Raw genomic sequence first — 21881 nt, forward strand, 5'->3', positions numbered from 1 at the left:
TGGGGCGTGCGCACCTCCCTCATGAGATGGCTCATGAGGGAGGCCGAGATGAAGGGCGGCGTGATCCTGTTCCGCGGCACAGGTGCTGCCGCGCGCCGCTATGTCGAGGCCGACCGCTCCCGTGCCGACGAGTACTACCTCGGCGCAGACGACGCCGTGGCCGAGTACGCGGTACTCAATGCCAGCGGCGAGGTCACGGCCACCCGTTCCCTGAACACCGAGGAGTATGAGGGGTGGGTGGACTGGACGGAACCGATCACGGGCGAGTCGATGGGAACCCCGCGCAAGGCTGGCGAGGGGTCGAAGGGGTCGCCGTTGTTCGCGGAGATGACGATCAACGCCCCCAAGAGCCTGTCGGTCGCCGCCGCACTCCACCTCGAAGTCTCCGCCGCGCTGGACGCGGCGCAGCAGGATGCGCTGGCCGAGATACGGCGGTGGCTCGGTCAGCACTCCGTGACGAGAGTCGGGCCGCGTCACGCTCGGGAAGTCATCCCTATCGAACAGATGCAGGTCGTTGGGATCGGGCACAAGACCTCTCGGGCGGGTGATCCTCACCGGCATATTCATATGCAGATCGGAACTCGGGTGTGGGCGGCTGGGAAGTGGCGGGCGCTGGATACGGCGGCGTTGTTCAAGCAGCAGGGCGCGATCCGCGCCCTCGGCACCGCAGTCATCGCCGCACACCCGCACCTCGCGCAGACCCTCGCAGAGCACGGCCTGACCCTCGACCCAGTGTCCGGTGAGGTGGCGGAGTTGCGGCCGTTCAACGGTGTGATGTCGAAGCGGTCGGCTCAGATCAGACGCAACCTTGACCGGCTCGAAGCCGAGTGGGAAGCGGCGCATCCCGACGAGGCGCTGGGTCCGGTGATGACGGCGAGGTTGCAGGGCATCGCGTGGACGCACGAGCGGCCTGGGAAGAAGCCCGCTGACCTCAAGAGCGAGCAGTGGTGGGTGCAGGAACTCCGTGACGCCGGGTACGAACCCGCTACACATCAACGCAGTACCGTGCAGCGCCCGGTGCGGGTGGATGATCTTGCGGTGCAGGAGGTTGCATCGCGGGCGCTGGATCGCTGTGCCGCCGCATCATCAGCATGGACGAAACACAGCGTGCAGGAGCACGTCACCCGCATCACCACCGAACACGGCGTACGAGCAACACCGGCAGAGCTGCGCGAGTTCGTCACGATAGCGACTGAGCTTGCGGTCTTAGATTGCTTCTCCGTCCTCCCGCCGGATGCCGCAACGCCGGAGCATGTCGCGCACCTGACCAGCCTCACCGTCGTCGCCGCCGAAACCACGCTCCGCGACCAACTCACCGCCGCCACACCCGAGCAAGAACCGGAGCTCCCGGAAGTGACCGAGGCCGCACGCGCGGCCGGGCTGGACGACGGGCAGGCGGTCGCTGCGGAGGCGGTTGCATCGTCCGATCCGTTGGTGATCGTGGAGGGCGCTGCGGGCAGCGGGAAGACGACGATGCTACGCACCGCCATCGACGTCGCCGCCGAGCACGGGCGTGCGTCGCGGGTGGTTGCGCCAACACTGCGCGCGGCGCAGGTCGCGCACGAAGAACTCGGCATACCCGCCACGAGCGCTGCAGCACTCGTGCACGCGCACGGATGGCGCTGGAGCCGCGACGGCGTATGGACACGCCTACACCCCGGCGACACCGACCCTGACACGGGACGCATCTTCACCGGCCCCGCTCGCGATGCCGTGCTATCGCGGGGTGAGCGAGTGATCGTGGATGAGGCCGGAATGCTCGACCAAGACACCGCCCACGCCCTCCTCACCATCACCGCCGAGGCAGGCGCGACCGTCGCGCTCGTCGGCGACCGCGCCCAACTCCCCGCCGTCGGACGTGGCGGGGTGCTCGACATGGCCGCACAGATCAGAGGCCGCACCTACGACATGACCGAACTGCACCGCTTCGCCGACGCCGAGTACGCGTCACACACGTTGACGATGCGCGACCGGGAGAACCCCGGCGAGGTGTTCGACCGGCTCACCGCGAAGGGTCTCATCACCTTGCACGCCGACGAGGATGCAGCGCGCGAGCACATCACCGTGCACGCGAAGTTGGGTGAGGCGATCACGGTCGCCTCGAACGACGAAGCCACCGCGCTGAACGAGCGCATCCGCGCGGCGCGAGTCGACCGCGGTGAGGTCGACGACACGATCACAGCGACCGGCAGCGACCAACTGCCTATCGGTCGGGGCGATCTGATCCAGACGCGGAAGAACGACACCGCGCTTGGCGTGGCGAACCGGCAACAGTGGATCGTCCAGCACGTCGCTGAGGACGGCACCCTTTACGCTCGCGAAGCCGTCAGCGGGCGCAGAAACGCCCGAACCATCGCCCTCCCGCCTGAGTACGTGAGTGAGCACGCGCACCTGTCCTATGCCGCTACCGCGTACGGAGTCCAAGGTGCAACCGTCAGCACCTCCCACACGATGCTGGCTGAGGCGACGAGTGCGGCAGGCATCTATGTCGGCATGACCCGAGGCCGCGAACAGAACCGGCTGCACGTCATCGCCGAGAACCTGGCGGATGCGCGTGCGCAGTTCGTCGCAGCGATGGAACGCGACCCCGCAGACCGCGGCCTCGACCACGCCACCGCACAAGCCGCCGAAGCAGTGCGAGGCATCGTCAAAGACGGCCCGATCCAGCGCGTCACCAAAGAACTCGCCAGACTCGGTCGTGAAGCCAAGCGTGCAGAACAAACGGCAGAACGGTGGGAGCAGACCGCCAACCGGCTCGACGCTCAACGAGCCGCACACCGTGCCGAGAGCGAGGAGAGCACCGCCGTGCTTCGAGAGGCAGAGGAGGAAGCCGCACGGGTGCGTGCAGACGTCGCCGCGCCCCTCACCGAGCAAGCCCAACAAGACGGCGCGGCTTACCTCGCCACAGTCCAGGCCGAGGCCACAGCAAATGCACGACTTGCGACAGCCGGGCGGTTCGGGCGGCGCAAGGCCCGCGATGAACACCGCGCCGCGAGCAAACAAGCAGCAACCATCCGAGCCCACCTTCACGATGCGTGGGAGGCTGAACCGCCACGCGCCCCCAGCGCGCTACCCGAATGGGCTGCACAGATCGCGGGGCGGAGAGCAGAATCTGACCCCCGAGTGCGCGACGCCGACAAAGCTGTCGAAACCGCGCGCACCGGACGAGCCGCAACGGTTGAGCGTCACCGCAAAGAACGGCTGTCACTCTTGGCGAGCGAGTACGGGCTTGAGAACGCGCGCGCTCACCAGTACGGGATGCGCGCCCTCAACCCGAACCGAGAGGCTCGCGATGCCACGGTACGAGCCCTCACCACCCGTCAGGAGATTGAGATAGTACGTGCGCTGCCCCTCGACCAGGCCGTGGCGCGTCTCGGTGCGCGACGAGTCGCCGCCGAAGAATCGAAGAGACGTGAGCTGGAGCGGCCACGGCAATTCCGTGATCCGTTCGGCCGCGACCCCCACCAAGCCGATCCGCGGCACAATGGCCCTGGCCGTAGCTTGTAGCAAGACGCGGAGTAGCTCCTGAGATTCTACGAGTCGCACTCTGCTCCTCGTCCTCGCTTAATGGTCGTGGACCATGGCGCGGGTGAGGGAAAAGATGGCGTGCTTGAGTGGTCGGCAGGTCACCAGTACAGCGCGACAAACCCGACTTCGAGCTGAATCGGTGACATCCCAGAGTCAGGTTGCTGACGAGGAACCGGAGAGTGGTTCTGGGCGGGGGCCGGGAGTCGATCAATCCAGTCAGATCTGATTCTCAACAGCAGGTCTCGGTCGGCGTCCTCGCCCGCTACAGCCTGAGCGACGGGCTCAAAGGCACGACGCCGCTCCTCAATCGTCGTCGCGGATGCCAGTGCCGGAATGGCAGTTGCGACAGCCTCATTTACCGCGGTGGAATCTGGGGTTGTCCCCGAGGCAGTTTGGAGCGCAACCGCGAAGTTATCAAGTTGAAATTGAGCGGTGGCCCTTGCCTCAGGAGTTTCGACCGATTGGGTGTTGCCAAGGTCAAGCTGTTGTAGTGGTAGCACTACCTGGTCACGAAGATCAGGTGATAGGGATTCTAGAAGGTCCGCGATCTTGATCGGGGACCATGGTGACGAAAGTACCGGTCCTTCTGCCCGGGCGTAAACGGTGAAGGTGGACCCCGAGAACAACGTCCGGCGGAGGTCGCGCCAGAAGGAGTCAGACTCAGCAAAGCCAACCAGTTCGAGTGGTCTTGCACCTCCTCGTACTTCGTTGCCGAGAAGTTCTGTTGCGATTACGACCCGCTCACCGGCAACCTCGATGACGCTGTGGCTTGTGGCTAGCCCACGCATGGGGACGAGCCCAACGAGGAGTTCCCTGAGCACCTCGATCATCGGAGCGACCTCACGAACGTCCGCATCCGATATGCCAAACAGGTCCTCTCGACCGTTCATGAGATCAAGGATCGTAGTACCCATCGTGATGATCTTGAAGAACTGATCGGCTTCAATCTTGACGTCCATCTCCACGATGTCGCCACGATGGATGTCACTCAACGGGACGGCCAGCTTTGCTTTCTTCAATCTTCGGAGGGCGTTTTCAAGATCACGGTATGAGTGGATCGGCTTACGCGACCTACGCTTGATCCCCGAGATGTTGTGCAGGAGAACTCCGACGTCGCGTCGCCAGAGATCCCGGAACGTGCTTTGAATGACTGCACGCCGGACAACTTCGTTGGTAGAGGTCCGCGATGCCCCGAGGCGTGATTCCACGCTGGCACCGGCCTTCGCCGCACCTATGGTTCCCCCCAAACTATGGTCTTCCGTGCGTGAGAGCGTGTCGGTGACTGCCTCCTTAATCTCACCTTGGAGGCCAGCAAGAAGGCTAACGACACTCACTTCGTCCAGATAGATGAACTCACGGTGGCGGTCGCGGGGTTCATTGCGCTTGCGGTTCCAGATAGCCATCATTCTGCCTTCAGGTGGGTCTTGCGGTCGCGGTCAACCGCCTCAACGCCAATGAGGATGTCTTCCCAGGCGATGGATTTCCTATGGTCGAGAGTCGCAGCGAGACCTGCCTCGGTCCAGATCGCAGCGAGGTCGGCCGCTGTCCAGCCTTGCGTGAGTTGCGCGAGCGCTGACAAGTCTGGCCTCTCTCCGAAAAGCACCTTTCGACTCGATGCCGAGAGAATCTGAACCCGGTCTTCCGCAGACGGCAAGGAGAAGACGAGCTTGTGCCCCAACCGTCCAGGCCGCAAGAGCGCGTCATCGAGTGCTCCGGGAAGGTTTGTCGTCGCAATAATGAGCACTCGGTCGTATGCCACAAAGCCGTCGAGAAGAGACAGGAACTGCCCAACGAGCCGGTTGGTTGCCTCGTGATTCTGCTCACCCCGTTGTGTGTACAAGCTATCGATCTCATCAAAGAAAAGAATCGCGGGGCCGTTAGCTTGTGCATGCTCGAAGATCTCGCGGAGTCGCCGCTCAGTTTGGCCAACAAATTTGTCTACAATCACGGGCCCGCCGACGTTGTAGAAAGAAGCATTGAGCTTAGCGGCAAGACCCCGAGCAAGAAACGTTTTCCCGGTGCCGGAGGGGCCGCTGAAGAGCATGCCCTTGATGGGATTGACTCCTATTTTCCGCAACGGGTCGTCGGGCGAAAGAGCCACGGTCGCGAGATCGAGAGCACGGCGGACGAGCAATATGCTGCCGCCGAAATCCTCAAGGGACGTCGTGTTATCTTCCTTGCGGACAACAAGGGACTTTGGGTCGAAATCGTCCTCGCGGAGAAGGCTGAGGTCGTCAATGGGATCGTCTGCAACTACGGCGACTGGTTGGCCGTCTGGTCCGAGTCGGACCGTTTGCCCCTTCTCAAAGGGATCGTCGGCTCGCTGTCGGAAGTTATAGGTGGAGCCAGCTGACTTCACGACGATATCGGTGTTCCCAGCCCATACAACGGTTCCGGTGCGATCGCCAGCTGGCCATGATTCAGCAGCAAGCCGCTCGACTCGACCGTCGGCAAGCAGGAAGACGTCTCCGGGCTCTAGATCGGCTAAGCCCGGACCGTTGGCGCGGGCCGTGTTGCCGTTCCGCAACTCAAGTAAGACTGAGCCATCGACATTGGATAGGACCCGAAATAGCTGCCCTTCGACGATATCGGGCTCATCTTCCTCGAACTGACCTGGCAGCACAGCCGTCATCTGAAGTCTCTCGTGCGGACCGTCACGCTTGAGCCTCACAGCTCGGCAGCGCCCGGATCGGCAACGCGTCATCGGGGAGCGCAGAGGCCCCGATCACACGCCAGTCTTCGCCGAGTACGCCGTGGAAGCCGAACAAGCAAACGATAGAAACCCAGCGTTTGATCGAGTCAGCAACTTCAGCACGCAACTCTTCTTCGAATGGCGCGAAGTCCGCACCCTCTATCGTGCGCTGGTGATGGGCAGAGAGAGGAGGCGAGCTATTGATGGCCGCCCGCTCTGCCTCGTCCCACATCGCTCTCGATGATCGCGAGCTGACCTCTTTGCCGGAAACTTGGTCAAGATGGTGGTATCTGCCCGTGTCTGCGTAGTTCCTCAGCGTGCGAACCACCGCTGCCCAGACAGGGTCATTGTCGAGGGTGCAAATCCAACTGCGCAGCAACTGTTTCCGCTCCCAGTCGCCAGACTCGATTGCCTCGCGAAGCTCGGAACGTAGCCGCTCATCCATCTCGTCTAGGGCATGACCCCAGCCGTCACGTGTGAAGCCCATCTTCTTCGGCCAACCTTCACCTTTGGAGACGGCGGCGGTGCCAAGCGCGAGCTTCATCAGTCGTTCGACACCTATCGAGTAAGTCGCAAGGACAGCATCGAGGTCACGTTCGAGGGCTCCGTCTTGCCGCAGCAGTCGATCAGCGGATGCGAGCACGCTCCGCGCGGAGTTGACCTCGGGCAGTAACCCGTTGAGCCACTGTTGGCTTGTAAACCCTGACCCCTCGCGCATGACTCTAGGATATCGACATCAGCAGAATTTGCCGGGGTGCCGAGCAGCGGCGGAGTAGACTCAGATCGCGCACACGTGCATGATCACAGGTGAGTGCGTTTGGGGCACCTCGGCTATGCCGTGACGTCCTTCCGCGCGCAAGGCCTCACCACCGATACTGCCCACGTGCTCGTCGACTCGACCATGACCAGGGAGACCCTCTACGTGGCGATGACTCGGGGCCGGGACACCAACGTTGCCTATGTCGCCGTCGACAAGCCCGAAGCTTCCCACGACGGTCCGCATCCTGGCGAGAACGACGAAGTGACCGGCCGCGGCGTCCTCGCCGAAGTGCTGCAGTACTCCGGCGCTGAGCTTTCTGCGCACGAAACGATCGCAGTCGAACAAGAATCTTGGGGAACGATTGCCCAGCTTGCTGCCGAGTACGAAACGATCGCAGCAGCGGCGCAACGTGACCGGTGGGCATCTCTGGTGCGAGCATCCGGTCTCAATGCAGAACAAGCTGACGAAGTCATCGATTCGGATGCGTTCGGCCCGCTCACCACTGAGCTGCGCCGAGCCGAGGCCAACCATCACGACGTAGCAGACTTGCTCCCGCGTGTCGTCCGCGCACGTGGCTTCGGCGACGCAAACGACATCGCCGCGGTGATTCGACATCGAGTCGCTGCGGTAACTACGAGGGCTGCGGGATCGGGTCGTAGCTACTCTGCACCCAGGTTGGTCGCCGGGCTGATCCACGAGGCGATTGGCGCCATGAGTGAGGAGATGCAGCAGGCTCTCGTCGAGCGTCGTGATCTCATCGAGGAGCGAGTCGATGTAGTTCTTAACACCGCGGTCGCTGACTCGGCACCATGGATTGCAGCTCTCGGTGCCAAGCCCGCAGACGCGCAGTGCGCGGCCGCCTGGTATCGTGCAGCGTCCGTGATCGCCGCCTACCGCGACCGGTATCAGATCACGAGTGCCGCGGTACTCGGAGCCTCGCCCGATTCCACAACGCAGAAGGTCGATTACGCTCGTGCGGAAGCCGCTCTCCGAGTCATAAGAGATGCTCGTGCCCCTCGAACTCAAGAGCACGAACGGGAACGGGTACGGGAAACGCGCGGCCTCCGTTTGTGAGACTTGACGAATCGGAAGCGTCGTTGTCCCTTCGGCTGGGAGCAAGATCATTGTGAGCACAGGCTCGACCTGGGTGGAGTTGCTGGGCCTCCTTGATCGGTCAACGGTTTGGTACAGCTAGGGCGTGTCTCCCATATGGTTCGTGATTGATCCGCAATTGTGGACTCGTGGCATCTGTTGTGGGTTCTCGTTCTCGTCGACTAACTGATAGGCAATGGGCGCTGATCGCGCCGTTACTCCCATCGAATGAGGGACGGCGTGGTCATCCGTTTGGTGATGATCGTCGTGTCGTGGACGGAATGATTTACCGGTTCCGAACCTCGACTCCGTGGCGAGATATCCCTCGGGAGGAGTTCGGCCCGTGGCAGACGATCTGGAAGCGACACCGCCGCTATGCCAGCGACGGCACCTGGGATCGCGTGCTGCAAGCCCTCCTCGCGCAGGCTGACGCTGCAGGCCTGATCGATTGGGACGTGTCCGTGGACGCGACAATCGCGCGGGCGCATCAGCACGCCACGAACACCACGCGCCCCGACCAGGACACAGGGGGCATTGTCGAATTACAAGAATCTGCCGTTTGATGAGATCGAGCCCGCCGGTCACGGCATCGGCCGTTCCCGCGGCGGGCTGACGACCAAGATCCACCACGCGGTCGACGGTCACGGACTGCCGCTGGCGATCGTTGTCACTGGCGGGCAGCGCAACGATGGCGCGATGCTCGAACAAGTCCTGGACGATATCCGCGTCCCCAGGGTCGGTGGCGGCAGACCGCGCACCCGACCGGACGCGGTGCTGGCTGACAAGGCCTACGGCAGCGGCGTGAACCGGCGCATGCTCCGCGCCCGCGGGATTCGTGCGGTGATCCCGGAGAAGAGCAACGAGATCGCGGCCCGCAAATGCAAAGGACACAAGGGTGGACGTCCACCGAGCTTCGACGCAGGCGCGTACAAGGATCGCAACGTCGTCGAGCGCTCCTTCGCCCTTGTTAAGCAATGGCGCGGCATCGCCACCCGCTACGACAAACTCGCCATCACTTACCGAGCCGGTGCCGTCCTCCACGCCGTCCTCACCTGGGCAACACTATTGGGAGACATGCCCTAGCCCCGCCGCGGTTCCCGAACGAGCCGCACCCGAACGATAGGACGCACGACAGCGCCCTCCGCCACATCGCAGCGAGTGGTCGAACCTGTCGTGCGTCCTATCGTCACGGCCAGCAGGTTCGCTCGCACGGATCGCCCAGGCGAGCAACGCATCCTGTTCGCATGGATAGGCGCTGGGTTGCAACCGAGTTTGGCAAGGGCATCGAGGCCCTCGAGTATCAAACGGTCGAGGTGCCAGCGCCCGGTCCGGGCGAGGTCACCATCCGAGTTCGTGCGGTCAGCATCAATCGCTTCGACACAAAGATCATCAATATCCTCGACGATCCCGCGAAGCTTCCGTACCCGCTCGGTGCGGAGGCGGCCGGAGTGGTCGCGGCAGTGGGGCCGGACCCCGACCAGAACGTCAGCGGCGACGGACAGCTCGTCGCAGTCGGCGACGAGGTGATCACGTTCCGCGGACGCGGCACGTACGCGACCCGCTTCAACGTCGCGGCAAAGCACGTCCACCACAAGCCTAAGAGCCTCCCGTTCCCGCAAGCCGCTGGACTCTTGCTCGTCGGCACGACCGCCGCCGAGATGCTGTACCGGGTCAAGCCCAAGCGAGGCGAAACGGTGCTGCTGCATGGCGCATCCGGTGCCCTTGGCGAGAGCCTGCTGCAACAAGCCGCGAAGCAGTGCCTCGACGTGATCGGCACGTCCTCCGAGCGCCACTTCGATAACGTGCGGCGCTATGGCGGCACCCCGATTGAATACGGGCCAGGTCTCGCGGTGCGAGTGCGCGAGGCCTCCCGCGACGGCATCGACATCGCGCTCGACGCGGCGGGCACCGACGAGGCGACCAACGTCTCGCTCGAGTTTGTGCTCGACCGCAGGCGCATCCTCACGGTAGTGCGCGGTGATCTCGCCAAGAAGTACGGCTTCCAGTACATCGACGGCTCCGGCGAGGGGCGCGTGTACCGCGACGGGGTGAGCGCAGAGTTGCTTGCGGTGGCGGCTTCCGGTGAACTCGAGGTGCCGATCGCGCGCACGTTCGATTTGTCTGAGGCCAAGGTAGCGCTCGAGTACATCGCCGCCGGAAACGCTGGCGGAAAGATCGTGCTGACCGCCTAGTTTTCGCGCCTGGTTTCCTTCAGGCGTGATCGCTACCCTCTTGCAGTATGACGAAAGCGGATGCGCGAAGCGGCGACAATCACGGCGCGGACATGCGATGGGTGGCCACGAAGTTTGATGGGCTCGACTCGTTAGAGTTCCAGTCGTTCGAACTTCCGGAGCCCGCGGCGGATGAGATCACCATCAGGGTCGCCGCCGCCGGGGTCAACCCGATCGACCTCAAGATCCTCGGGCGGCTGAGCGACCCATCGCTCCTCCCCCGCCCGGTCGGCTACGAACTTTCGGGCGTCGTCGAGGCGATCGGTTCGGATGCACGGCCCGCGACCCCGGGGCTGAAAGTCGGTGACGAGGTCGTCGCGTTCCGCACGCCGGGTGGGTATGCGACGCGGATCAACGTGCCCGCGAAGGATGTTTTCGCGAAGCCCCCGACGCTCTCGTTCGACGAAGCGGCCGGACTGCTGCTCGTCGCCACGACAGCCGCCGAGATGCTCGACAAAGTGGGAGTGAAAGAAGGCGACACGGTTCTGCTGCACGGCGCATCCGGTGCCATCGGGGCGATCGTGCTGCAGCTCGCCGCCCGCCTCGGGGCGACCGTGATTGGCACGACTTCGGCTCGCAACGCGGAGAACGTCAGCCGGTTCGGCGGCATCCCGGTGGAATACGGCGAGGGCTTGGCCGATCGTGTGCGTGCTGCGGCTCCCGACGGCGTCACCGTCGCGCTCGATGCGGCCGGGACCGACGAGGCGATTCAGACTTCGCTCGAGCTCGTGAGTGACCGAAACCGCATCTTGACGATCGTGGTGCAGGCCGAGGCCGAAAAGCACGGCTTCCACCACGTTGGTGGCTCGAATCCCGACAGCGCGGCATTCCGGGATGCGCACCGGGCCGAGCTCATCGAACTCGCGGGGTCGGGCGAGCTGCAAGTCCCGATTTCGCATACGATTCCGCTCGAGGAGGCCAAGTTCGCGCTCGACCTCGTCGCACACGGCAGCGCATCCGGCAAGGTCGTGCTGCACCCCTAGGACGCTGCTGATTATTGGGGGTTCAGGAGTCCCCGCGAGTCGCTGAGGGCGATTTTTTGCTCTGCGACGGGGCGTCTTGTCGACTGCTGAACTGCCGGAATCGGATCTCGGTTCCGGCCCGATGGTCCGCCCAGGCCACCCGTGCCCGGCCGTGGCCGGTGGGAGGCAGCAGCCCTCCCTTCGCGGTGTTATCCAAGAACCCAGACCCCGTTCTGACTACTCAAGCCGAGAGTGAGGAGCCGTTTGAGGTTGATACCAGCCGCCCGGTTCAGCCACCAGGCGTTGTTCTTCACAACACCCCGGTAAGGAACCCGGCGGGCCCCGCGTGTCATCCACGCGATCGAGCGTTCAACCATGGGCCTGTGTTGTCGATAGACGGATTGAAAGTCAGGATGCAGGGCGCGCGCCCGGTGTTCACGTTGAATTTCTTGCTGTGGATGCAACACCATTTTGCGGCCGCGGGCGGCGGTCGTGCACTGGGCTCTCAGCGGGCAACCCGCGCAAGCCGCCCCGAAAGTGACCGTGCGTTTTGAGGTGATCGATCGAGTGATTCCCGCCGGGCAAATGACGGCGCGGTTGGCCTCGTCGATGGTGAAGTCATCAATGGTGAACCCGCCCGGGACGGCTCTGCTCAACGGCATCGGCTTGATGATCGGAACATGCCCAGCAGCGGTGACCTGCGCGAGGAGGTCACCACTGCCATAAGCAGAATCGCCGAGGACCTCCACCATGTCAGATCCAATGCTGGTGTCCGCGGCCACGAGCTCGACGCCGCGGACCGCGTCACTGTTCTGCGCCCCCGATGCTTTCGTCAACGCGGCCGCGGTCACCAGGCCGGTGTCGGGCTCGATCGCAATGTGGGCTTTGAAGCCGTCTTGTTTCTTCTCCCGGCTCTTGTGTGCGTGGCGAGTGTCGGGGTCAACGGTCGAGATCACCCTGTCGGGTGCGACCTTCCGGGCGATCCGCCAGCGCCCGTCCGTGCCGTCCGATCCCTCGGCCGGTTCAACGTCTTGACCTGCGACGAGAGCGAGGAGCGCGACCGTCTCCTGCTGCGGCTCCGTCAGCATGGTCGTGTCGATCGCCGCGAGCAATGCCAGCGCGTCGGTTACGAGTCGGGAGACAAGGTCGTCCCTGGCCGCTTTGTCATCCCAAGCGATGTCGGGTTTCCCCGGCTGGGCATAGTCATGGCCAGGCAGACCGGCCACGATCGTATCGGCTCCCGGGATCTCCCGACCGACCCGCCGGATCTGCGCAACCAACTGCGTCACCGTGTCCTGGCGGGCAACGGCATCATCCAGAATCGTCGAGTCCAACGCCCGACGCTTACGACCAGAGAGCGCCCCAGACCGCGCAATGACCTCAGCCACCGCCTCGAAAATACGGTGCGGGCGTGTGCTCGCGGCCAGGCGGCGGCGCCAATAGGTCAACACCGTCGGATGGAACGACGTTTCCGTCAATCCGAAACCACACGCCGCTTTCCAACGCAAATCAAACGTCACTGCTTCCGCTGTCTCCCGGTCCGACAACGAGTGCAACGTCTGCAACACCATCACCGAAGCGATCACGTCCGCCGGCGTCGACGGGCGTCCACGGCCCGAGGGAAACAAGTCCGCGAACGCGTCATCGGGGAACAACTCGTGCCGGTGCTCGGCCAGGAACGCGAACACCGACCCAACCGGCAACATGTGACCGGCGAACGCACCGACATCCAACAACTGACGCTGACCATCATCACGACCCTGCATAAATCCAGTCTTAAACACCGGCGCCAGGAACGACAGAGGCGCGCCTTAAACCGCCAAGATAAATCAGCAGTCTCCTAGGGGTGCTTCCCGAGTAGCGAAGCGTATCGAGGGGCGGTTCCCGAGTAGCGAAGCGTATCGAGGGGCGGTTCCCGAGTAGCGAAGCGTATCGAGGGGCGGGCCCCTACTCCTCAACGACCCCGGCCCCTACTCCGACTCCTCCGCATCCTCCTTCACGAGCCCGAGCCGGATGCGCCGCAGATCCTCGAGGAGCGCCCCAATCAGGATCCAGTTGCCTTCCTTCGGCGGTCGCATCTCGAGCGGTGCCGTGAGCGCAGGCACCATCGACGTGAGCGGATTCGGGTTCACGTCCGCCTCGTGCACGGCCAGGCGCACGTCGTGCGCCGCGCGGTCGAGCTGATCCGCGATATCGTGCGCGAACGGCTCCTCGGCAAGCGAGTCGGTGTAGTGGTCGTAGTAGGCGCGCGTCATGCCGAGCACCTGTGTCCCGATCGGCATCAGCACTTTTTCGAGCAGCCGCTTCATCTCATCGAGCTCATCGCGGTGCTTCGAACGGCGCGGATTCACCATCAGCGATTCGTACCCCTCTTCGATCGCCTTCTTCGCCGCCTCCTGCATCGGGCGTAGCAGCCGCGCCTCAATCATCAGCCCCTGCAATTCGCCCGACGTGTGCCGCGTGACCAGCGCATCCGCGAGCCGAACCATTGTCGCGGCCGTCTCATTACCGAGCGCCGCAACCTTGTCGCGCGCTGGCCCTACCTGCACGGGTGGCACGATGAGCATGTTTACGCCGATACCGATCACCGCACCGATGATCGTCTCCACGATGCGCAGCAGCGAATAGTCGAAGCTTCCCTGACCCAACGCGATGACCAACATGGCGCTGATCACCATCTGGTTCGCGACGCCAGGCGATGCCCGTACAAGCCACCCGAGGGCCAGCGCGGCAAGGATCGAAATGAGCACCGCCCAGGTCTCGGTGCCGAGCAACCACGTGCCGATGACAGCGATCACCACGCCAACGATCACGCCGAAGGATCGTTCGATACCCTTCGCGAGCGACTGATTGACGCTCGGCGCGACCACAAGCAGCGTCGCGATCGCCGCAAAGATCGGCATATCGACCCGCAGGATCAGGCTCGCCGCGAACCACGACAGCGCGATTGCGACCCCGGTCTTCGCGACCTGAAGCGCGGGGGCGCGTTTCGCCGAACGCAACGCCGAAGTCAGTTTCATGATTCTCAAGGCTAGTGCGGCCGCCTACTAGCTCGCTCTGTCACAATTCCGTCATGTCGAACCGTTTCGCGGACTCGCACACCTCGCACACGTCCGGTCACCAGCCACATGCCAGCTTTGCTGCCCCGGGACAATCCCCCGGCGCCGACGTCGCGGTCACGGTGCGTGACCTCCACGTTAAACGAGGCAAGACGCTTGTCTTTGACGGGATCGATGTGGACATTCATCAGGGCCAGATCACCGGGATGCTTGGGCCGTCCGGGTGCGGCAAGACCACGCTCATGCGCTCGATCGTCGGCGTGCAGAAGATTTCGGGCGGCACGGTGCGGGTACTCGGCGAGACTGCCGGGTCGAGGTCCCTGCGTCACCGAGTTGCCTACGACACCCAGGCAAGTTCGGTGTATTCCGATCTGACGGTCCGCCAGAATCTCTCGTATTTCGCGCGACTCGTGGGTGCATCTCGGGACGAGGTCTCGCGCGTGATCGCAAGGGTTGGGCTGGACGCGCAAGCGAGTCAGTCGGTCGCGTCGCTAAGCGGCGGGCAGGCGAACCGCGTGTCGCTCGGTATCGCTCTCCTCGGCGGCCCGGAGGTACTCGTGCTGGATGAGCCCACTGTCGGGCTCGACCCCATACTGCGCAACGAGCTATGGGACCTCTTTCGGGACATCGCAGCCGAGGGCACGACCATCCTCGTCAGCAGCCACGTCATGGACGAGGCGCTGCGCTGCGATCGACTGCTACTCATGCGCGAGGGGCGCATCATCGCTGACACCACTCCCGCCGGGCTGCTCGAGTCGACCGGGGCGGACGATCCGGATGCGGCCTTCCTCGCGTTGATCGACGGTGCCGATATTGATCACACGGCGAGCGCTACGACGCACCACGGCCGCCACGCGAAGGAGTCGGACCAATGAATCTCACACGAACCTTCGCCACGACAGGCCGAGTCTTGCGCCAACTCAGTCACGACCCTCGTTCGATCGCGCTCATGCTCATCGCCCCAAGCCTCCTCGTGGGCCTATTCGCGTGGTTATTTGACGATCAGCCCGGCGTATTCGACCGCCTCGGCGGACCGATCCTCGTGCTCTTTCCATTCATCGTGATGTTCCTCATCACGTCGATCACGACTCTCCGCGAGCGCCGCTCCGGGACACTCGAGCGACTCATGACGACGCCGATCGCGAAGGCCGATTTCGTGATCGGCTACGCGATCGCGTTCGGGCTCATGGCGGTGCTGCAGGCCGTGATCACGGTCACGTATGCCGTGCTGGTGTGTGGTCTCGAAGTTGAGGGCCCGGCCTGGGAGCTCGGCTCGGTCGCGGTCGTGGATGCGCTGCTCGGCACCTCGCTCGGCCTGCTTGCGAGCGCATTCGCCCACACCGAGTTTCAGGCGGTGCAGTTCATGCCCGTGATCGTGTTCCCGCAGGTTCTGCTCGGTGGCCTGTTCATGCCACGCGAGGACATGCCGGACGTGCTCTACGAGATCTCGAACTGGCTGCCGCTCAGCTACGCCATCGACGCCATTAATGCGGTGACGGCTGGCGATACCGAGTGGGATGTCTGGGGCCCGCTACTCCTGATCTTCGCGATCATGCTCGCCTGCCTGGCGTTGGCGTCCCTGACGCTGCGCCGCCGCACCGAGTAGACGCCGCCTGGCCAGCCAAAAAGAAGATGCCCGACGCAATCTTTCGATCGAGTCGGGCATCCCCTTTCACGGTTGCGCCGTGCCTAACGCACGCGGTGACCCGTCTCCGGGTCAAACGCGATGATTCCGGTTTCGTTCACCTCGAAGGTGAGCTCTTCACCAATCTCCGGATGCGCGCCCTTCGGCAGTCGCGCCGTCCACGACGAACCGTGGCCGGTGCCGTAGACGTACGTGTCCGAGCCAAGTTCCTCCACGAGTTCGGTCGTGATCCGGATTCGCGTTGCGAAACCGATCTCGTGGTCGGGGGTCTCGCCTGGCAGCGCGATGTAGCGCAGGTCCTCGGGACGGATGCCGAAGGTCAGCTTCGACGCGTTCTGGCCGTCGGTCACGCGGAACGGCAGCGTGACGTCACCAACCCGCGCGCCTTCGGTTTCCGACCATGTGCCTTCGACAAGGTTCATCTGCGGCGAGCCGATGAAGCCCGCAACGAACAGCGTCTCGGGCTGGTCGTATAGCTCGCGAGGAGTGCCGACCTGCTCGATGCGGCCCTTGTTCATGACGACGACGCGGTCACCCATGGTCATCGCCTCGGTTTGATCGTGCGTGACGTAGATGGTCGTGACGTCGAGCTTGCGCTGGAGGTCCGCGATCTGCCCGCGAGTCTGCACGCGAAGCTTCGCGTCCAGGTTCGACAGCGGCTCGTCCATGAGGAAAACCTCGGGACGACGCACGATCGCCCGGCCCATCGCCACGCGCTGGCGCTGGCCACCCGAGAGCTCACGCGGCTTGCGGTCGAGGAGCTCGTCGAGCTCGAGCAGTTCGGCGGCTTCCTGGATGAGCTGCTTGCGCTCGGCCTCCGGCACCTTCGTGTTCTTCAACGCGAACTCGATGTTGCCGGCGACGGTCATGTGCGGGTACAGCGCGTAGCTCTGGAATACCATCGCGACGTCTCGCTGGCTGCCGTCGAATCCCGTCACATCGCGGTCGCCGAAGATGACGCTTCCGGATGTGGGGAACTCGAGTCCGGCGAGGATGCGCAGCGTGGTCGATTTCCCGCATCCGGAGGGGCCGACCAGGACGAGGAACTCGCCATGGTTGATTTCGAGGCCGATCGAATCGACCGAAGGCCGATCAGCACCCGGGTAGGTGAGGGTGACGTCATTCAACGTGACGGTTGTCATAGTGTGATCGCAATTCTTTCTTCGGGGCCCGACGCCGCCGGGCCCCGAAATTCGAGGCGTGAACTAGCCTTCGAGTGCGGACTTGAGGTTGGTGTCGTACAGGCCCTGCAGCTCGGTCTCGAGGTCGGTCAACGCCGTCTTCACGTCCACGTCGGTCGTGAGGATTTCCTGGAGGCTCGTCGCGAGGGCGAGGTCGCCACCCGGGAGGAATACGCGCATGAAGTCCTGCGTACGCGTGCGGGTCTCGAGCTGCTGGACGGCTACCTCGAAGTTCGGGTTCTCGGCGTAGAGTGCGCTCGCGTCGGCGTCCGAGCGAACGGGCATGTAGCCGGTTGCGGCCGAGAAGTCGACTGTGTTCTGTGCGTTGGTGAGGTAGTCGGCGAGCATCGCGGCCGCCTTCTGCTCTTCCGGCGTCGACTGCGCCGAGATCGAAACGCCGGCACCGCCGGTGGGGACGACGAGCTCCTGCTCGGCAGGGCCGCCAGGGAGGAAGGCCACACCAACATCGAAGGTCGCGGTCTCTGTCACGCCGCCGAGCGAGCCGGTCGAGCCGATGAACTGGCTCGTCGCACCCGCGGCGAAGTCGTCAGCGGGCGAGCCGCTCGAGACGTTTGCCCAGCCATCCTTGACCGCATCCTGCGCGAACTGCACGGCCTCGACCGTGCCGTCGCTCGTGACGAGGCTCGGGTCCCACTCGTCCGACCAGCCGCCGCCGTAACCCCACACGAGGTTGTTCATCATCCAGGCCGGGTAGTCCTCGGCGGACGGGAAGCTGAACGCGATGTCGGTGACGCCAGAGTCGATCAGCTTTTCGGAGTTTGCCTTGACTTCGTCCCAGGTCGTCGGGGCATCGGCGATGCCAGCCTCGGCGTACTGGTCCTTGTTGTAGTAGTAAATGGTGGTCGAGCGCGCGTAAGGCACGCCGTAGTGCGAACCCTCGTAGAGGTAGTCGTCAAACAGCGTGGTGTTGTAGGTGCTGGTGTCGGCGCCGTTCGCCTCGAACACCTCGTCGACGGGAAGCAGCGAGTCGTTCACGTAGTTGGTGAACCAGGTGGCGTCGGAGAGCACGACGAGGTCGCCCGCGTCACCCGAGGTCTGTGCGGTCTGGAACTTCTGCGAGACCTCTTCGTAGTTGGCGCCAGCGGTGACGATCTCAACCTGGATGCCGGTTTCGGCGGTGAAGGCGTCGACGATCTGCTTTTCGACCGCCTGCGAACCACCGGGGTGGTTCGTCCAGAAGCTGATCGACTGCGCGGGCTCGACTGCGGACCAGTCGGTCGCGGCTGCGGCCGCGTCGGTGCCGCCACCGACGGCGGGGCCACAGGCGGTGAGGCCGAGGGTTACGGCGCCGAGCGCCGCGAAGGCCGCGGTGACGCGCTTCGCACGCGTCGAGGGGATGTGCTTGGTCATGATTCTCCTAGGTGTTGAGAGATGCGAGAGAGTGAATCGAGGGATGAAGGATCGGGTCGCGCAACCGCGGTTACTTGACGGCGCCCTGGGTGAGTCCGGAGACGATGAATCGCTGCAGCGCGGCGAACACGATGAGCACCGGCAGGATCACGAGGACAGCGCCAGCCATGAGGTAGCCGTAGCTGCCGGTCTGACCCTCGACGGATTGCAGCAGGTTGAGCCCAACCGGCAGCGTCATGTTTTCCGCCGAGTCCGTGATGATGAGTGGCCACATGAAGTTGTTCCACTCACCAACGACCGTGACGAGCGCAACCGTGGCGATCGTCGGCGCCGAGATCGGGACGACGATCTGCCACAGCCGCTTCCAGTGCCCCGCACCGTCGAGCGCGGCCGCCTCCATCAGGTCCTTCGGCAGGGTCTTGTAATGCTGGCGAAGGAGGAAGGTGCCGAAGGCCGTGCCCAGGGTCGGCAGGATGATGCCCCACAGGGTGTTGCGTCCGCCAAGCGACGAGATGGTCATGTAGTTCGGCAGGAGTGCTGCCTCGGCCGGGACCATGAGGGCGACGAGCACCGCGAGGAAGACGATGTTCTTGAAGCGGAAATCGATGAACACGAGGGCGTACGCCGTGGTGATCGCGAGCACCACCTTGACGATCGAACCGACCCCGGTAACGATCACGCTGTTCAGCATGACGCGGGCCAGCGGCACCGTCTCCGCGACGTGTCGATAGTTGTCAAGGGTCGGGTTCTGGGGCCACAGCGTCGGGGCCGTCGTGACGATTTCCGTCGGTGGTTTGAAGGATGCGATGGCCATCCACAAAAGCCAGGGCTCTTTCAAAGTCCGGTGATGGTTCTGATCGTGTTCGGGCGTGTGCCAGCATGGCGCAGGGCCGCGGTGATGTTCGTCGCGCCAGCCAAACGGTGCACGGTGATCGCTAGGTTTCGGATCGTGGCCATCAAGTGCGCGGCGTTGCCGGTACGGACCTGGGAAGCATCTTCGCGGTAGGCGGTATCGCGGATCCAATGCAACCGGTTCTCGATACCCCAATGCCCGCGAATGTAGCTCGCTAGGGCGGCGGGGCTGGCCTGTTCGGGTGGCAGCGAGGTGATCACGAACACGTGCTCGCGCGTGGACTCGCGGGTGCGGGGGTTGGTGCGGTCGCGCGTCAATCGCATTGTTTGTGCCGCGTGCGGGAACCTGATTCGCGTCGGGGCGGGCAGGCAGGTCGCTTCCCAGCGAGTGATCCTGCCGTGTTTCTTCTCGGTGTCGAGAAAGCCGGGTTGGTGGTGGGCCCAGTTCTGCTGCATGATCCGATCGCGCAGTGCTCGCTGGTTCGATTTCACGGTGAAGACATAGTGTGCGCCGTGCTCGTGTAACCAGTGTGCGTGGGATGTTTGGGTGTGGAGCGCGTCCGCAGTGACGATCATCCCCTGCAGGTCACCGAGCCTGGCGAGCAGGATCGGGAAGTGCGGGATCTCGTTCGTTTTCTCCGGGATGGGTTCTTGCTCGATCACACAGCCGGTACCGTGATCGAACGCGGCCATCAGGAACACGCGTTGCCCGTTGGCGTGTTTCGCGCCGCGGACTTCTTTGCCGTCGATGGCGACGACCTTGCTGGTGACGGAGTGCTGGTTGCGGGTCCACGCGCCTAAGTGTTCGTCGAGCCAGACCGGGTCGGCGCTGGTCGCGACGCGGTGCATCGTGGCGAGGGAGGGGGTTCGTCCTGATGGGAACGGCCGGGTTTGGGCTTGGTGGGCGGCCCATTCGGTGATCATGGTGAGGGATTTTGCGCCGCAGAGTACCGCGGCCACGAAGATGCTGAGGAGTTCCGCGAATTCGTACCGGCAGCCGCGTCGGGAGCGTGGGTCTGGGGTGGTCGCGAGGAGATTGCGGAGGGCCTCGAAATCGATTTCGGGGACAGCCTCGAAGTCGGTCGGAGCAGTGGTGGTGGCGCAAATCAGGTCGATCAACGATGATGACATGTGAGAACTCCTGTGTTCCAACGGTTGTGGTAACCACCGGATTAACAGGAGTTCTCATCGGTTAAAAGCGGCCACGCCGCGCGCACGCCTCATCCAGGACTTTGAAAGAGCCCTGCACAAAAGCGGCGTCACGATAATGACAAGCGCGATGAGAATGGGAATATAGCCGCCGAAAATAGTGGCGGAGATGTTCCGCTTCGAGAACGCGTCGCGCCAATCCCCGGTGGACTTCCGTCGGGAGCCGTTGGGCTTACGCCCAGCGGCGAGTGCTGCGGGCTTTGAAAGCTGTGTAGAGGTCATGCGTAGTGCACCCGCTTTTCGACGAATCGCATTTGGAAGGCCGTGATCGCGAACAGCACGACGAACAGGACTACGGAGATCGCCGCCGAGTACCCGGCGTTCTGGTACGGGCCGAACCCTTGCAGGTACAGCTCAAACACGATCGTGTTCGTGCCGTTGCCGGAAGGCGTCATGATCTTGAGCAGGTCAAACGCCTGCATCGAGGCCAGGATGTTCGTGACCGTGAGGAAGAAGACCGTCGGCGACAGCAGCGGCAGCGTTACCTTGAAGAAGCGAGTCAGGGGGCCGGCGCGATCGATCTTTGCCGCCTCCATGAGGTCACTCGGGATCGACTGGAGTCCGGCGATGAAGACGACGGCGCAGTAGCCGAGGTTCTTCCAGACGTAGACGATGATGACCATCACGAGCGCGAGGTCCTTGTCGAGGTACCACTCCGGGGAGGTCGAACCGATGGCACGCAGCACGTGGCCGAGCAGACCGAGCTGCGGGTCGAAGATGAAGTTCCACACCATCCCGACGCCCACGCCCGAGAGCACGTAGGGCGAGAAGATCGCGGTGCGGCTTGCGGTAACGCCGGGGATCTTCTGGTTCAACGCGAGGGCGATGAGCAGTCCGAGCACCATGGATGCGATTACCGTCACCACGGTGAAGATGATCGTGACGCGCCACATCTCGGTGCCCTCAGGCGAGGTGAAGAGCCGCACGTAGTTGTCGAGGCCGGCGAACGAGGCGTTCGCCGAACCCATCCGCCAGTTCAGCGTCGAGTAGTACATGTTGCTGATCAGCGGGAAGTAAATGAATACCAGGATGAGCAGCAGGTTCGGCCCGGCGAACGCGAAGAAGAGCGCGGTGTCCTTGCGCTTCTTGCGACGGCGGTACGTTTCTGGATCGATGGCCGGATGTTTACGCGCACCGTCCGCGGGCGGGCTCGACCCATCCCGAGGTTGCGTACTACGGCGCTCGGAAGCGGCCGTAAGAAGAGAGGTCACGGGAGTCCTAATGGGAAACCGCTGGCGACGACTGGGAAGGATTCCGCCCGGGGGATCGTCGCCTACGTTGCCACCTGAGTGATGGTGG

16 protein-coding genes and 1 pseudogene are annotated in these 21881 nt (G+C 63.7%); 7 read left to right on the top strand and 10 right to left on the bottom strand.

The window, feature by feature from the left end; all coding sequences use genetic code 11:
• Positions 1 to 33: 33 nt before the first annotated feature.
• Positions 34 to 3507, top strand: coding sequence for a MobF family relaxase (mobF, locus tag GMOLON4_RS10555; RefSeq protein ID WP_026937759.1), 3474 nt, complete (start codon positions 34 to 36; stop codon positions 3505 to 3507).
• Between the two features lie 119 nt (positions 3508 to 3626).
• On the opposite strand, the gene GMOLON4_RS10560 is transcribed toward mobF, so the two are convergent.
• The 3 genes from GMOLON4_RS10560 to GMOLON4_RS10570 are packed head-to-tail and all read right to left on the bottom strand — an operon-like array spanning position 3627 to position 6764.
• Entirely contained in the window at positions 3627 to 4931 is a 1305-nt protein-coding gene (locus GMOLON4_RS10560) for a DUF6414 family protein (RefSeq protein ID WP_026937760.1), read from the bottom strand.
• Positions 4931 to 6160, bottom strand: coding sequence for an ATP-binding protein (locus tag GMOLON4_RS10565; protein WP_051267364.1), 1230 nt, complete (start codon positions 6158 to 6160; stop codon positions 4931 to 4933). The genes GMOLON4_RS10560 and GMOLON4_RS10565 overlap by 1 nt, the downstream gene beginning before the upstream one ends.
• A gap of 22 nt (positions 6161 to 6182) precedes the next feature.
• Entirely contained in the window at positions 6183 to 6764 is a 582-nt protein-coding gene (locus GMOLON4_RS10570; RefSeq protein WP_146137575.1) for a hypothetical protein, read from the bottom strand.
• Between the two features lie 267 nt (positions 6765 to 7031).
• On the opposite strand from GMOLON4_RS10570, the gene GMOLON4_RS10575 reads away from it, so the two are divergent.
• The 4 genes from GMOLON4_RS10575 (at position 7032) to GMOLON4_RS10590 (ending at position 11286) form a co-directional block, all read left to right on the top strand.
• Positions 7032 to 8054 carry a C-terminal helicase domain-containing protein gene (locus tag GMOLON4_RS10575; RefSeq protein WP_181244148.1) on the top strand — a complete coding sequence of 341 codons (1023 nt, stop codon included), beginning with the start codon at positions 7032 to 7034 and terminating at the stop codon, positions 8052 to 8054.
• A gap of 179 nt (positions 8055 to 8233) precedes the next feature.
• A protein-coding gene (locus GMOLON4_RS10580; protein WP_407648559.1) for an IS5 family transposase occupies positions 8234 to 9155 on the top strand; the annotation gives its coding sequence in 2 pieces (ribosomal slippage) (positions 8234 to 8580 and positions 8579 to 9155; 924 coding nt in all).
• Positions 9156 to 9316: 161 nt separating this feature from the next.
• Positions 9317 to 10264, top strand: a complete 948-nt coding sequence (locus GMOLON4_RS10585; protein ID WP_026937847.1) for an NADP-dependent oxidoreductase — start codon at positions 9317 to 9319, stop codon at positions 10262 to 10264.
• A 47-nt stretch (positions 10265 to 10311) separates the two neighbouring features.
• Positions 10312 to 11286, top strand: coding sequence for a quinone oxidoreductase family protein (locus GMOLON4_RS10590; RefSeq protein WP_245575565.1), 975 nt, complete (start codon positions 10312 to 10314; stop codon positions 11284 to 11286).
• Positions 11287 to 11474: 188 nt separating this feature from the next.
• Here GMOLON4_RS10590 and GMOLON4_RS10595 read toward each other — a convergent pair whose 3' ends face one another.
• Together GMOLON4_RS10595 and GMOLON4_RS10600 are read right to left on the bottom strand one after the other, a co-directional pair.
• Entirely contained in the window at positions 11475 to 13031 is a 1557-nt protein-coding gene (locus tag GMOLON4_RS10595) for an IS1182 family transposase (protein ID WP_106486782.1), read from the bottom strand.
• A 204-nt stretch (positions 13032 to 13235) separates the two neighbouring features.
• Positions 13236 to 14285 carry an FUSC family protein gene (locus GMOLON4_RS10600; RefSeq protein ID WP_026937811.1) on the bottom strand — a complete coding sequence of 350 codons (1050 nt, stop codon included), beginning with the start codon at positions 14283 to 14285 and terminating at the stop codon, positions 13236 to 13238.
• A gap of 53 nt (positions 14286 to 14338) precedes the next feature.
• On the opposite strand from GMOLON4_RS10600, the gene GMOLON4_RS10605 reads away from it, so the two are divergent.
• Together GMOLON4_RS10605 and GMOLON4_RS10610 are read left to right on the top strand one after the other, a co-directional pair.
• On the top strand, positions 14339 to 15199 hold the full coding sequence (locus GMOLON4_RS10605) for an ABC transporter ATP-binding protein (RefSeq protein WP_084147704.1): 861 nt from the start codon (positions 14339 to 14341) through the stop codon (positions 15197 to 15199).
• Positions 15196 to 15930 carry an ABC transporter permease gene (locus tag GMOLON4_RS10610; protein ID WP_026937810.1) on the top strand — a complete coding sequence of 245 codons (735 nt, stop codon included), beginning with the start codon at positions 15196 to 15198 and terminating at the stop codon, positions 15928 to 15930. The genes GMOLON4_RS10605 and GMOLON4_RS10610 overlap by 4 nt, the downstream gene beginning before the upstream one ends.
• Positions 15931 to 16013: 83 nt before the next feature.
• Here the strand turns inward: GMOLON4_RS10610 and GMOLON4_RS10615 are convergent, their stop codons facing one another.
• From GMOLON4_RS10615 to GMOLON4_RS10635, 5 genes and pseudogenes are all read right to left on the bottom strand, one after another.
• The gene (locus GMOLON4_RS10615) at positions 16014 to 17111 is read right to left on the bottom strand and encodes an ABC transporter ATP-binding protein (protein WP_026937809.1); all 1098 of its coding nucleotides are present in this window, start codon (positions 17109 to 17111) and stop codon (positions 16014 to 16016) included.
• Positions 17112 to 17174: 63 nt separating this feature from the next.
• Positions 17175 to 18521, bottom strand: coding sequence for an ABC transporter substrate-binding protein (locus GMOLON4_RS10620; RefSeq protein WP_035733822.1), 1347 nt, complete (start codon positions 18519 to 18521; stop codon positions 17175 to 17177).
• Between the two features lie 70 nt (positions 18522 to 18591).
• A pseudogene (locus GMOLON4_RS10625) lies at positions 18592 to 19344 on the bottom strand (carbohydrate ABC transporter permease); the annotation flags it as partial.
• Between the two features lie 11 nt (positions 19345 to 19355).
• Entirely contained in the window at positions 19356 to 20504 is a 1149-nt protein-coding gene (locus tag GMOLON4_RS10630) for an ISAs1 family transposase (RefSeq protein WP_106486788.1), read from the bottom strand.
• Between the two features lie 296 nt (positions 20505 to 20800).
• Complete coding sequence (locus GMOLON4_RS10635) at positions 20801 to 21793, bottom strand: carbohydrate ABC transporter permease (RefSeq protein WP_084147405.1); 993 nt, start codon at positions 21791 to 21793, stop codon at positions 20801 to 20803.
• Positions 21794 to 21881 lie beyond the last annotated feature (88 nt).

The organism is Gulosibacter molinativorax, from assembly GCF_003010915.2.
Taxonomy (GTDB): Bacteria; Actinomycetota; Actinomycetes; order Actinomycetales; family Microbacteriaceae; genus Gulosibacter; species Gulosibacter molinativorax.

Coding starts and splice junctions, on each gene's coding strand:
- mobF (WP_026937759.1), top strand. CDS start 34: ATGAGGGAGGCCGAGATGAAGGGCGGCGTGATCCTGTTCCGCGGCACA.
- GMOLON4_RS10560 (WP_026937760.1), bottom strand. CDS start 4,931: ATGGCTATCTGGAACCGCAAGCGCAATGAACCCCGCGACCGCCACCGT.
- GMOLON4_RS10565 (WP_051267364.1), bottom strand. CDS start 6,160: ATGACGGCTGTGCTGCCAGGTCAGTTCGAGGAAGATGAGCCCGATATC.
- GMOLON4_RS10570 (WP_146137575.1), bottom strand. CDS start 6,764: ATGAAGCTCGCGCTTGGCACCGCCGCCGTCTCCAAAGGTGAAGGTTGG.
- GMOLON4_RS10585 (WP_026937847.1), top strand. CDS start 9,317: ATGGATAGGCGCTGGGTTGCAACCGAGTTTGGCAAGGGCATCGAGGCC.
- GMOLON4_RS10590 (WP_245575565.1), top strand. CDS start 10,312: ATGACGAAAGCGGATGCGCGAAGCGGCGACAATCACGGCGCGGACATG.
- GMOLON4_RS10595 (WP_106486782.1), bottom strand. CDS start 13,031: ATGCAGGGTCGTGATGATGGTCAGCGTCAGTTGTTGGATGTCGGTGCG.
- GMOLON4_RS10600 (WP_026937811.1), bottom strand. CDS start 14,285: ATGAAACTGACTTCGGCGTTGCGTTCGGCGAAACGCGCCCCCGCGCTT.
- GMOLON4_RS10605 (WP_084147704.1), top strand. CDS start 14,339: ATGTCGAACCGTTTCGCGGACTCGCACACCTCGCACACGTCCGGTCAC.
- GMOLON4_RS10610 (WP_026937810.1), top strand. CDS start 15,196: ATGAATCTCACACGAACCTTCGCCACGACAGGCCGAGTCTTGCGCCAA.
- GMOLON4_RS10615 (WP_026937809.1), bottom strand. CDS start 17,111: ATGACAACCGTCACGTTGAATGACGTCACCCTCACCTACCCGGGTGCT.
- GMOLON4_RS10620 (WP_035733822.1), bottom strand. CDS start 18,521: ATGACCAAGCACATCCCCTCGACGCGTGCGAAGCGCGTCACCGCGGCC.
- GMOLON4_RS10630 (WP_106486788.1), bottom strand. CDS start 20,504: ATGTCATCATCGTTGATCGACCTGATTTGCGCCACCACCACTGCTCCG.